Genomic DNA, 10,981 nt, shown 5'->3' with positions numbered 1-10,981 from the left:
CAAAGTGTTGAACGTATGTAGAGCATAGCTTCTAGCCATTCAAATAGCGTTAGCTTATAATATGAGAGTGGGTTCGAATCCCTCTCTCTCCGTCTTACAATACAACTTACAACGACTATAGTCTCGCTTTTGTTAACGCGATCCGTAAACAGTTACTCACACATAGTTCAAATATTTTTTACTATCAGCCTAAGTTTTTCTACTGATCCCTGAAAGAGGGGGTTTAAGACCCAAAAATTTCGATGATTTTTGGGTGAATTATGATATGCTTAATGTTTGGGGTTTAAATCCTCCAGGGCGCGTTAGCCCCTGATCTTGGCCAGTCTGTCATCAAGTCCCGCTTAGGACTGCTAGAACTGGCTGAAAGGAAGTGGTGTAAAGGTCGTAAAAATCAAGACAGGTTCGCTAGACTGGAGATTAACGTCAGGGTAAAGAAAGAGAAACCCATGATCAATACATGGGAAGAACTCAATCCTCACCCCATCACTCAATCAGAAGGGAGATCCAAACACTGTGGCCAAAAAAGAAACCGCACAAGTACCAGAAAAAACAGACAACCCCGTAGAGGTTACCCAGAAATTTCTGCAAGGAACGCAAGACGAACTGCAAAAAGTTGTTTGGCCTTCTCGCCAACAACTGATCAGTGAATCTGTTGCTGTAATGTCCATGGTTGGATTATTCGCCTTCCTGATCTTTGCAGTCGATAAACTATTTATTTGGACAGCCAGTCAGGTATTTTGATCATGGTATCAGAGGAGTCTTTTGAGTCCAACCCCAGAGAAACAGACCTCCAGGAAACCGACAACAAACCGGCTGAAAAACCCAGATGGTATGCTGTACAGGTTGCTTCCGGTTGTGAAAAGCGGGTTAAAAATAACCTCGAACAACGCAAGCAAACTCTCAACGTAGCTAACCGCATTCTGGAAGTTAAAATTCCGGAAAAATCAACGGTTCAATTCCGCAAGGGAGGAAAATCTCAACAGACGGTAGAAAAAGTCCTTCCTGGGTACGTCTTGATCCATATGGTTCTCGACGATGAAACCTGGCCTGTAGTCAAAAACACCCCTAATGTGATTAACTTTGTAGGGGCAGAACAAAAACGTCGCTACGGTCGAGGACGGGGGCATGTTAAACCCCTTGCCCTGAGTCCAACAGAAGTCGAGCGCATGTTCAAACAGACCCAGGAAGATAAAACAGTGGTCAAAATTGATATGGCCCCTGGTGACAAAATCCTGGTTTTATCTGGACCATTTAAAGATTTTGAAGGAGAAGTAATTGAGGTTAGTCCGGAACGGAGCAAACTCAAAGCCCTCCTTTCTATTTTTGGTCGAGATACCCCAGTTGAACTAGAGTTCAATCAAGTTGAAAAACAATAAAGTCAATTTAGGATGATTGCCAATGGCTAAAAAAGTTGTTGCTCTGATTAAATTAGCTTTACCTGCGGGTAAAGCTAACCCTGCACCTCCGGTTGGTCCCGCACTGGGTCAACATGGGGTGAATATCATGATGTTTTGCAAAGAATATAATGCGAAAACGGCCGATCAACCTGGAATGGTGATTCCCGTTGAAATCTCTGTTTATGAAGACCGCAGTTTTACCTTTGTTCTCAAAACCCCTCCTGCTTCGGTGCTGATTAAAAAAGCGGCCAAGATTGAGAGAGGTTCAGCCGAACCCAACAAACAAAAAGTAGGAAGCATTACCCGCGCCCAACTGCAAGAAATTGCCCAAACCAAAATGCCTGATTTAAATGCTAATGATATTGAGGCAGCCATGAATATTGTGGCCGGAACTGCCCGAAATATGGGAGTCAAAGTGGTGGACTAGAAGAAGTTTTCTTCTTGTGCTATCATAATAGAATTGTCTACTCTTAAGACAACTGTAATTGAACTAAAGCGGGGGAGAAGTCAGGCCTTCGTTATCCACCCCAGGAGATCCAAAAAAACATGCCTACAAAGCGATCGCGTAGACTGCAAGAGCTGTACAAAAAAGTAGAAGAGCGGCCCTATGAACCCTTAGAGGCCATCGAGTTACTCAAAGAGACAGCCACAGCCAAATTCCCAGAATCGGCAGAAGCCCACATTCGCCTAGGAATTGATCCCAAATATACTGACCAACAATTGAGAACGACGGTAGTTTTACCCAAAGGAACCGGGCAGACTGTTCGAGTCGCTGTTATTGCTAGAGGGGAAAAAGTCTCAGAAGCCTCCAGTGCCGGAGCAGATGTCTTTGGTTCGGAAGAACTGATTGATGAGATCCAAAAAGGACGTATGGACTTCGATCGCCTCATTGCCACTCCAGACATGATGCCTAAAGTGGCAAAACTTGGTCGTTTACTCGGTCCCCGTGGGTTAATGCCTTCACCAAAAGCAGGAACAGTAACCTCGGATGTGGCTCAGGCCATTGCTGAAGTCAAAGCGGGTAAACTGGAATTCCGGGCAGACCGCACTGGAATCGTCCATATCCTCTTTGGTAAAGCCGCGTTTAGTGCGGAAGATCTCTTGGAAAACCTCAAAGCCATCCAGGAAACCATCGATCGCAACAAACCCTCTGGTGCTAAAGGCCGATACTGGCGCACCGTTTATGTTTGTGCCACCATGGGCCCGCCGATTGAGGTCGATACTTCCCTCTTACGAGACCTCAAAGTTGGTGAAGCTGCCTAACGGGTACAACTTGCAATGCGTCTAAAACTCTAAACCTCTGAATTTTTATATCGATTCAGCCCAAGATAGCAGGTGCTTGCTGCTTAATTTCCTGCCGAGGCCCGTCGAAAGTGTTCTTTAAATTCCCCATCTTCAGGTCAGTCTAGCCTGGTTGGGTCGATCATTTTCGCTAGCAACGCCCCGGCTACCCTGTCGGGGCGTTGCTTTTGGGCGACTAATGCCAAAGTCGGAGTAATGTCTGACTCAGACCATGGAGGTAACACATCAATGGGGAGAACCCTAGAAAATAAAAAGGCGATCCTCGCCGAACTTCAAGAAAGCTTGAAGGATGCCCAACTCGCTGTTGTCATTGACTACAAAGGTCTATCTGTTGCTGAAATCACTGATTTACGGCGACAACTGCGCCCAACAGGAACCACCTGTAAGGTAACCAAGAATACCCTGATGCGTAAAGCCGTAGAAGGGGATGAAGCTTGGGAACCGATGAAGGAGTTCCTGGCCGATGCTTCAGCCTTTCTGCTGGTTAAAGACGATATTGGTGGGGCAATTAAAGCCTACCAAGGTTTTCAAAAAGCCACCAAGAAAACCATTCTTCGGGGTGGGGTCATGGAAGGCCGTGCCCTCTCCGAGGAAGAGATTAAAGCCATTGGTGACTTGCCTTCTAAAGAGGAACTTATTGCTCAAATTGCTGGGGCAATCAATGGTGTGGCAACCAAACTGGCGGTTGGAATTAATCAAGTTCCATCCTCTATTGCCCGTGGCCTTCAGGCCTACGTGGACAAAGAAGGAGGGGACGCTGGCAGTGATGCTGCTTAGAATCCCCTTCACCCGATCGTAAATGACTAATACGGAGTATACCTAACTATGTCTGCTGTTACTGACGAAATTGTTGAAAAGCTGAAAACCCTTTCTCTGCTCGAAGCTTCTGAATTGGTTAAGCAAATCGAGGAAGTCTTTGGGGTAAGCGCTGCGGCGACTGGTGGCATGATGATGATGGCTCCTGGCCCTAATACTGCGGCTCCGGCTGAGGAAGTGGAAGAGAAAACCGAATTTGATGTGATTCTGGAAGAAGTTCCTGCTGATAAGAAGATTGCCATTCTTAAAGTGGTTCGTGCCCTTACTGGCTTGGGTCTGAAGGAAGCCAAGGAAATGGTGGAATCTGCGCCTAAACCGATTAAAGAGGCAGTGGCTAAGGATGCGGCAGAAGATGCTAAGAAGCAGCTTGAGGAAGCAGGCGCTAAAGTTAGCGTTAAATAGAGAACCATTGGCCTGAATTGATATACTTTGAGGGGGGATTCAATCCCCTCTTTTCTTTTGTTTAAACTCTTGTTTTCTCTCTGTAGGCTTTTTTTATGACAACTCGCAATCCGGTTTTACTCATTCATGGCATTGATGACACTGGAGCGGTGTTTAGGAAAATGGCTGTGGTGTTAGAGGGTCAAGGATGGTTGACTCATGCTCTAGATTTAGTTCCCAACAATGGCCAAGTGGGTTTAGATCGGTTAGCAGAACAGATTCAAGGGTATATAGAGCGAACGTTTAGCCAAGATACACGCTTCGATATAGTTGCCTTTAGTATGGGAGGAATCATTAGCCGGTACTATTTACAGCGCTTGGGAGGGCTAGAGCGATGCGATCGCTTCATTACGTTATCGTCTCCCCATCATGGTAGCTTAATGTCCTACGTGCGACAAAATCCTGGCTGCGTGCAAATGCGCCCCAATAGTCAGTTTTTGCAAGATTTAAATCGAGATTTCGATCAACTGAACTCCGTTCAATTTACTTCCATTTGGACCCCCAACGATTTAATGATTTTGCCTGCTAAAAGTTCCAATGTTCCTGTGGGGAAAAACATCACGGTTCCTGTTCTGATTCATCCTTGGATGTTAACGGACGATCGCATCATTGAGTTAGTGGGTCAATACCTGAAGAAAACAGGAGTGGGTTAGGACAGTTAGGTTAGGGTTTGAGGCAATAGGCAATAAAAAATGTCCTAACTCTCCCTATCCCCCCGTTACAGCGCAAAGCGCTCGAATTTGGTTACATCGTTGTTCATAAATGGAATCATTGAGAACGGGAGAGAGTCGATCTCCAGAAATCGTAATTTGTAGATCGATCCAAGATTTACAGCCGCCATAACTGGCATCGTAGGGAACGATCGCTGGTTTCGATAAGCGGTAAACTCGCAGCAGGAGAAGAGAGAGCGGTTTTTGGGGCTTCCAGCGCAGGCGATCGCTGATAAAGTCTTCAGTCCAAATCTGTTCGGCAAACAAGTTGTGAAATAATCCCTGAATTTGCTCCGGTTCCGTGAGTTCTAAAACATCGGTAACCTTTGCACCACTACTAATGGTAATTTTATCAGGATGCCATCCAGAAGGAACTGGCTTAACTTGAGCCGCATAGACTGGTTTTAGTAAAGAGGGTTTTTGATGCTCATAAGTCGGATAGAGCCAAATCCAATCCCGATCCACCTGAAAGCGTTTTTCGGTTTCTTGAATGCCTCCTTTGCGCCAAAGGCAGATGATTTCGCCCGTTTCTAAGGCTTGGATGGCGATCGCCCATTCTTTTAAGGCACGAGTCGTTGACAACACCATACTTATTGATCCTCAATTAAACTTACGGAATGGGTAAACTAACTACAAACGTTGTGCCTTGGGTCGCGTCAGGTGGATAGGCGGCTGGACTAAAAACGTTCAGGCTTCCCTGCATTTGCTCCGTTAAATCTTTAGCGATCGCCAAACCTAAACCCGTTCCAGGAATCTCCCCCTCAGCTTGAACCCCTCGATAATGGCGCTTAAAGACCTCAGTTAGATCCTCTGGGGGAATACCTGGGCCGGTATCACTAATGGCAATCAGCAGTTGATTTTGAGTCTCGCGAGCCGTGACCTGTAGATAGATCGTTCCTGGAGCGGGTGTGTATTTAATTGCATTTTCTAAAAGATTATTCAAAACTTCCGTTAACGCCGTGGGATCGACTTCCATGAGAGGTAAATTAGCCGGAATTTGACCATTAAGACCCAATCCCTTATCTTGAGCGATCGCCTCAATAGACGGTAAAAGAGCGTCTAAAATCTCTTCAATAGCGCACGATTGAAGCGTGAGGGAAATCTGACCTAGGGAAGCCGGAAGTTGGGGTACAGAGGAAGGGGTTGCACTCAACAGTCGCTGTTCTGAAGGATTCTCCCCATTCAGACGGTTCCCTGACACTTCTAGGGAATCCATCGATTGGTTAAAATATTGGAGCAAATCCTGGAGGCGAGTACTTTCGCGCAGAAGATTCTCGGCGATCGCCCGATTCGGATCGGCAGCAGGCAATCGTTTCAGCAGCAGTTTACCAAAGGTTCGCAGAGCGGTTAGAGGATTACGGAATTGATGGAGAAAATTATGGAACAGTTCATGACGCTTCGTTTGCAGCGTACTCTGTTGTTGATAGCGATGTTCAGACCATTGACCCCGTTGATCCAACAAACAGGCGATCGCCAATGTATTCGTAATATGTTGAATTTGTTCTCGCTCGAGTTCATTCCATTGCCGATCCTCCCGTTGGGTGACTAAAAACCCCATCAACATTTTTTGTTTTACCAGCGGTAGGATCAGTTGATGAGGTTGCGGCAGGACTTTCGATGCGGCTGATTCCAACTTCGGATCGAGGGGATTGGGTAAAGAAGGAGCAAGACCTTGCAAGTATCCCTCATAGGGAAGAAAAGAGATCGGCTTCAACTCCGTCCAAGGAGTTGCCCGATCCGGGTAAGCGGCGATCGGAATCAGTTGGGTAAACGACCGGTCTAGATGGTGTTCCGTTAGATAAACTGCACTCAAAGATGCTCCCAACGATTGGGTCAACAAGGAGATTTGCGATCGACACAGTTCAATAAAGTCCGAACTGGCAGGCCTTAACATGAGGATAGAACTTAAGCGGGGACGTTAGGAATTCACAACATTACACATTCGAGGAATACCCAAAGTGAATTCCATTTTCCCTATTGTAGTGGTTTCCGCGACTTCAGTGACTTTAGCCGGTTCTACCGATGGGGATCTGTATAGGGATCGCGTCAGTATGATTAGGGACTTTTGTTGATTTATCTTAAGACTGATTGATTTTTTTCATAGAAACCGATATAATCTGCACGTATTTTGTAACCACAACTACATCTGTCTGCTAAAAGGGGAGGTAAGGAGATTTGGCTAGGAGACGTAAGCGCAAAAGTCGTCGTCGCCAGGAAGGACGGCGTATCCTCGAACAAGTTCCTCAGTATAGCATTGAAAGCGGAGAAGATAAACCCGTAACGGCAGCTCGAAAATTTATTCGCGCTCAAGGGATTATCCCACCCGCTTTATTATTGGTCAAGCGGAACGAGCATACCACAGATCGGTATTTTTGGGCAGAAAAAGGTTTATTTGGCGCTCAATATGTTGAGGAAAACCATTTTCTGTTTCCCAGTTTGAAACATCCGGATGACCTTCAACCCCCATCAATGCTACTGGGAGCTGTCATAACTGAAGCCAAACAAGTTGATACACCTTATCCGATCGGATAGCAGCGTGTCAAGCTTCAGGTAACTCAGGGAGCTAATGAGGCAGAGTTTCAGCTTAACTCTGCCTCATTACAAAGCAAAGATTGTAAGGCTTTCTGAAGTTCAGCCAGTTCATCTCGGTGCGCTCTGACCGCAATTAGACTTTGCGCCGTTTTCGTGGATGACTCAAGAGATTGAACTTGTAGCTCCACTTGTTCAGTGCGATAAGCGCCCTTCCAGTAGAAAAGACCTGCACCCGGGGCAAGGAAGACGATCGCCCATAGGATTGGGGGAAAGTCAGACCATACGGTAGAGATTACAAGATTACCACAAAGTAGGCCAAGAGTAGCTAAAAAAGAGAGAAAAATGGCTAAAAACCAACTGGGTTGAACAGTCCCCTCAAAGGTGATTTTCTGGATTTGGCTCTCTAGAGCAGTAACCTGGTAGGCTCGGCTGTCAAAATAGGTTTGCAGTTGGGGAAGCAGTTCTTCTTCTGTGACATTAGCAATGAGGGTGATTTCTTCTGTTCGGTCTTTAACGGAGGCTCGAATAAAGAAAAAGAGACCGATACACAGCAGAAGGGTAAGGATTAGGAGAGGAATTAAGGCAGGATTTTCGCCGATCATGTCAGGGTTTAAAGTATAGAAGACGTTTTCAGTATTTTACGATGTGGCCATGAAGGTGAGAGAAGTTGGGGAACAGGGGCTTTTGCAGCGTCTCTTCCGGTTTTGTGCTGCCCATAGAGTGGGGGATGATGGGGCAGTGTTGGATCTGATTCCAGGATACCGCATGGTGGTGACCACGGATGTGTTGGTGGATGGAGTCCATTTTAGCGATCGCACGACTCCCCCCCATGCCGTTGGATGGCGAGCAGTAGCGGCTAATTTATCAGATTTAGCCGCTATGGGTGCTTGTCCCCTAGGGATCGCCGTGGGGTTAAGTTTAACGGCAGATACAGAGGTGGAGTGGGTTGAGTCACTTTATGAAGGGATGAACGACGGTTTAAAACCCCATGAGACTGCCATTATTGGTGGGGATGTAGTGCGATCGCCGGTTATTTCCCTTAGTATTACCGCTTTGGGACAAGTTAAACCCGATCGCCTCTGTCAACGCCATACGGGAAAACCTGGCGATCTTATTGTGGTCACAGGGGTTCATGGAGCCTCCCGTGCTGGCCTAGAATGTTTGTTAAATCCTCAGTGGTCGATGACTTTGTCACCCGGCGATCGCCAAAAATTCATTAAAGCGCATCAATATCCCAAACCGCGCTTAGATGTTCTACCCAAATTATGGAATTTAAAGCCGCAACGGATCGCCGGAATGGATAGTAGCGATGGGTTAGCCGATGCCTTAGATCAAATCTGTCGCGCCAGTGGCGTTGGCGCTAGGATTGATTTAAGTCAAATTCCCACTGCTCAGGGTTTAAGCTCTGTACTTTCTGAAGCCAAGATTCGCCATTGGACTTTTTATGGAGGAGAAGATTTTGAGTTAGTGTTGTGCCTTCCTCCAGAAGTCGCTCATCCTTTCGTGGAGACATTAGAGGGAGAGGCGGCCATTATTGGAGAATTAATCGGGGGCGATCGCATTGAACTGATCGATCGTCACGATCGACAAAACCCCAATTTGACCTTAGATCGAAGTTGGGGATTCCAACATTTTCCGCTTTCATGAGGTACATGTGCCTTTACCCATAACTTTGCCGGGAACTGAACCATAATATTGCCAACTCCCCCTACAGAAAGCTTATTAGTTTGTCACTAAGATCTGGACATCGATCGTTTATCGAAGCATAATATTGCCAGAAGTCCAAAGATGGAATTATAATATCGCCAAAAGTACATAAATTTTAGATGAGGTGCGATCACTATCGTCATATGTTGACTCAGATACAGAGCTGACGAGCTATTTCAGAGCCTCTCAAGGCACTGGAAGTGGAAAGGTCTAACAGAGGATAAAGACTTGACAGGAATCGTGTCAGACACACGCCTCCTTGTCCAAAACTGGACTAATTTACTCGCTCCAAGAAGAGAGCCATCACGCGGTTCAGCTCTTCTATGCGCGTTTCTAAGGAATCAGTTCTTTTGGACTCTCCTTTCAGTTCCCTGCATAGGCTATCAACCGCTTTACCCAAAGAATGCTGTTTCTCTTCCAAGGCTTCTAACTTATCTTCTACAGGTTCATCTGATAAGTCTAAATACCCTGCGATCGCTTCTCGGATAATCTGAGTTCTGTCTTTCTCGTCAAGAATGGCACGGGCATCCAGCGCTTCAAGCATTAGGTCAGACAAGCGTATGGATATAGTTTTGCTTTTGCTATTCTTTGCCATGCGATTGGGATACAGGTGAGATACAACTATGGTAGAATACGTTTGAGCTACGAAAGGTATACAGATCGATATTAACTAATGGAGGCATTTATGGCCGCAAAGTTTGTTCCCAGAGATTGGCAAGACCGCTTTGTGAGGGATTACCAGACTAATCTCAAGAAAAACTTTCTCTTAGAAGCTTGCACATCCGCAGGCAAGACGGGTGGAGCACTCTATGCCTATGACTTTCTTCGGAAAGGGGGGCTAGACTTACGGTTTCTGGTGGCTGTTGTTCCCGGAGATCATTTGAAGCGCCAATATTCCACCGATGCCAGAGATCTATTTAGTATGGATTTATACTACTCGGGTACAGATCAACGTTTGAATCGTCCGCCCACCCCCAATGAATTATTGAACCAGGGCTATCATGGGATGGTTGTTAGCTATCAGTGGTTAACTAAATCAGATAATGCTCAAACGTTGAGCTTGGCACTGAAGAGAGACGTTGCAGGTAAGGTATTCATTATTCTCGATGAAGTCCATCACGTAAGCGACCAGTTAGCATTTGGTCAAGCCTGTGAAGCAGCATTTCCAGATGAGGTTGTAGCCCATCGTTTGATGACATCAGGAACACCATTTCGCTCGGATAACAACAGGATTCTAGGTAATTGGATTAATTATGCTTCTGTTGAGGAAAACGTTTATGAGTGTTTGCCAGACTTCAGGTATGTCTTAGCAGACGCTTTGCGGGAAGGGACGATTCCTCCCTTTTCTTTTGTCACCTTAGCTGGGGAGTTTACCTATCGTCGAGGAGAAGCCCACTATGACGGTCAAACCTTCACCAATGCTCAAAATGAGAAACAATTAACCGATGCTCTCAATACCGCCATTTTTGTTGAAGGAGATTGGGTTAAAACAGCAATTGAATGGGCGCACGGACGCATGAAACGCGATCGCCAGAAGGGACTGCCAGAGTGCGCGACCTATGTACGAGTTCCGACAATTCAAGCTGCTCGACAAATGAAGGAACGCATTCTGCGGCTAACAGGGGAAAATGCTCTCGTTGTGGTTTCCAAGGATGATGACCCCAACTCTAGCTCCAGCAGTCTTTCTCAACAGGATTCTAGCAAGTTAATTGAGCAGTTTGCTTCCGAAACTGGCCCGACTGCTTATTCCTGGATAATTGGTGTAGCCATGTTAGGAGAGGGGGTTTCGATTAACCGTCTGAAATATCGAATTCATGCTACAAATGTTCGCGCTCCTCTCTCGTTCATGCAGGATTTAGGGCGTTTATTGCGTCAATTCCCTAAAGACGATCCAGAGCCGGTAGAAACATTGATTCCCGCTCATCCTGACCTGATTGAATTAGCTCTAGAAGTAATGAATGAAGTGTCTCATGTCATTCGAGAAAAAGAGGAAGGAGTGAACTCAGGTAGCGATGCCAATGAAGCGCAAGGAGAGAATGCTTCCACCGCTATCTCCTCATTTGAACCCCTTGCCTC

Annotated in this window: 14 protein-coding genes; 10 read left to right on the top strand and 4 right to left on the bottom strand. The window is 46.1% G+C overall.

The window, feature by feature from the left end; genetic code table 11:
• Positions 1 to 513 precede the first annotated feature (513 nt).
• The 7 genes from secE to AC3A14_RS22455 all read left to right on the top strand — a co-directional run bounded on the left by secE (position 514) and on the right by AC3A14_RS22455 (position 4,609).
• Positions 514 to 741 (top strand): preprotein translocase subunit SecE, encoded by a 228-nt coding sequence (secE, locus tag AC3A14_RS22485; protein ID WP_271943008.1) that lies wholly within the window; start codon positions 514 to 516, stop codon positions 739 to 741.
• Between the two features lie 2 nt (positions 742 to 743).
• A complete protein-coding gene (gene nusG / locus AC3A14_RS22480; protein ID WP_318699878.1) occupies positions 744 to 1,376 on the top strand; it encodes a transcription termination/antitermination protein NusG in 633 nt (210 codons plus the stop codon).
• Between the two features lie 22 nt (positions 1,377 to 1,398).
• A complete protein-coding gene (gene rplK / locus AC3A14_RS22475; protein WP_271943014.1) occupies positions 1,399 to 1,824 on the top strand; it encodes a 50S ribosomal protein L11 in 426 nt (141 codons plus the stop codon).
• Positions 1,825 to 1,943: 119 nt separating this feature from the next.
• Positions 1,944 to 2,660 carry a 50S ribosomal protein L1 gene (gene rplA / locus AC3A14_RS22470; protein ID WP_318699877.1) on the top strand — a complete coding sequence of 239 codons (717 nt, stop codon included), beginning with the start codon at positions 1,944 to 1,946 and terminating at the stop codon, positions 2,658 to 2,660.
• A gap of 267 nt (positions 2,661 to 2,927) precedes the next feature.
• Positions 2,928 to 3,476 (top strand): 50S ribosomal protein L10, encoded by a 549-nt coding sequence (rplJ, locus tag AC3A14_RS22465; RefSeq protein ID WP_318719137.1) that lies wholly within the window; start codon positions 2,928 to 2,930, stop codon positions 3,474 to 3,476.
• Positions 3,477 to 3,524: 48 nt separating this feature from the next.
• Entirely contained in the window at positions 3,525 to 3,917 is a 393-nt protein-coding gene (gene rplL / locus AC3A14_RS22460) for a 50S ribosomal protein L7/L12 (protein WP_318735389.1), read from the top strand.
• Positions 3,918 to 4,012: 95 nt separating this feature from the next.
• Positions 4,013 to 4,609, top strand: coding sequence for an alpha/beta fold hydrolase (locus AC3A14_RS22455; protein WP_318735391.1), 597 nt, complete (start codon positions 4,013 to 4,015; stop codon positions 4,607 to 4,609).
• A gap of 54 nt (positions 4,610 to 4,663) precedes the next feature.
• Here the strand turns inward: AC3A14_RS22455 and AC3A14_RS22450 are convergent, their stop codons facing one another.
• A complete protein-coding gene (locus AC3A14_RS22450) occupies positions 4,664 to 5,254 on the bottom strand; it encodes a DUF1802 family protein (RefSeq protein ID WP_318735393.1) in 591 nt (196 codons plus the stop codon).
• A 22-nt stretch (positions 5,255 to 5,276) separates the two neighbouring features.
• Complete coding sequence (locus AC3A14_RS22445) at positions 5,277 to 6,560, bottom strand: sensor histidine kinase (protein WP_318699872.1); 1,284 nt, start codon at positions 6,558 to 6,560, stop codon at positions 5,277 to 5,279.
• Positions 6,561 to 6,841: 281 nt separating this feature from the next.
• On the opposite strand from AC3A14_RS22445, the gene AC3A14_RS22440 reads away from it, so the two are divergent.
• Complete coding sequence (locus AC3A14_RS22440; RefSeq protein WP_318699871.1) at positions 6,842 to 7,198, top strand: DUF3155 domain-containing protein; 357 nt, start codon at positions 6,842 to 6,844, stop codon at positions 7,196 to 7,198.
• Positions 7,199 to 7,245: 47 nt separating this feature from the next.
• On the opposite strand, the gene AC3A14_RS22435 is transcribed toward AC3A14_RS22440, so the two are convergent.
• Positions 7,246 to 7,800, bottom strand: coding sequence for a cofactor assembly of complex C subunit B (locus AC3A14_RS22435; protein WP_318735396.1), 555 nt, complete (start codon positions 7,798 to 7,800; stop codon positions 7,246 to 7,248).
• Between the two features lie 49 nt (positions 7,801 to 7,849).
• On the opposite strand from AC3A14_RS22435, the gene thiL reads away from it, so the two are divergent.
• Positions 7,850 to 8,845: a thiamine-phosphate kinase gene (gene thiL, locus AC3A14_RS22430; protein ID WP_318735399.1), complete on the top strand. Its 996-nt coding sequence runs from the start codon at positions 7,850 to 7,852 to the stop codon at positions 8,843 to 8,845.
• A gap of 334 nt (positions 8,846 to 9,179) precedes the next feature.
• On the opposite strand, the gene AC3A14_RS22425 is transcribed toward thiL, so the two are convergent.
• Positions 9,180 to 9,500, bottom strand: coding sequence for a CopG family ribbon-helix-helix protein (locus tag AC3A14_RS22425; RefSeq protein ID WP_318700450.1), 321 nt, complete (start codon positions 9,498 to 9,500; stop codon positions 9,180 to 9,182).
• 90 nt (positions 9,501 to 9,590) lie between these two features.
• Between AC3A14_RS22425 and AC3A14_RS22420 the strand changes: the two genes are divergently transcribed.
• On the top strand, positions 9,591 to 10,981 hold a 1,391-nt coding region (locus tag AC3A14_RS22420), incomplete at its 3' end, for a DEAD/DEAH box helicase (RefSeq protein ID WP_318735402.1).

It is taken from the genome of Roseofilum sp., assembly GCF_982964205.1.
Note: the sequence above shows the minus strand (reverse complement) of the source record. Positions and strands in the feature narration are given on the sequence as shown.

Bases quoted from the DNA above. Each gene is read 5' to 3' on its own strand.
- nusG (WP_318699878.1), top strand. From the start codon at position 744: ATGGTATCAGAGGAGTCTTTTGAGTCCAACCCCAGAGAAACAGACCTC.
- rplK (WP_271943014.1), top strand. From the start codon at position 1,399: ATGGCTAAAAAAGTTGTTGCTCTGATTAAATTAGCTTTACCTGCGGGT.
- rplA (WP_318699877.1), top strand. From the start codon at position 1,944: ATGCCTACAAAGCGATCGCGTAGACTGCAAGAGCTGTACAAAAAAGTA.
- rplJ (WP_318719137.1), top strand. From the start codon at position 2,928: ATGGGGAGAACCCTAGAAAATAAAAAGGCGATCCTCGCCGAACTTCAA.
- rplL (WP_318735389.1), top strand. From the start codon at position 3,525: ATGTCTGCTGTTACTGACGAAATTGTTGAAAAGCTGAAAACCCTTTCT.
- AC3A14_RS22455 (WP_318735391.1), top strand. From the start codon at position 4,013: ATGACAACTCGCAATCCGGTTTTACTCATTCATGGCATTGATGACACT.
- AC3A14_RS22450 (WP_318735393.1), bottom strand. From the start codon at position 5,254: ATGGTGTTGTCAACGACTCGTGCCTTAAAAGAATGGGCGATCGCCATC.
- AC3A14_RS22445 (WP_318699872.1), bottom strand. From the start codon at position 6,560: ATGTTAAGGCCTGCCAGTTCGGACTTTATTGAACTGTGTCGATCGCAA.
- AC3A14_RS22435 (WP_318735396.1), bottom strand. From the start codon at position 7,800: ATGATCGGCGAAAATCCTGCCTTAATTCCTCTCCTAATCCTTACCCTT.
- thiL (WP_318735399.1), top strand. From the start codon at position 7,850: ATGAAGGTGAGAGAAGTTGGGGAACAGGGGCTTTTGCAGCGTCTCTTC.
- AC3A14_RS22425 (WP_318700450.1), bottom strand. From the start codon at position 9,500: ATGGCAAAGAATAGCAAAAGCAAAACTATATCCATACGCTTGTCTGAC.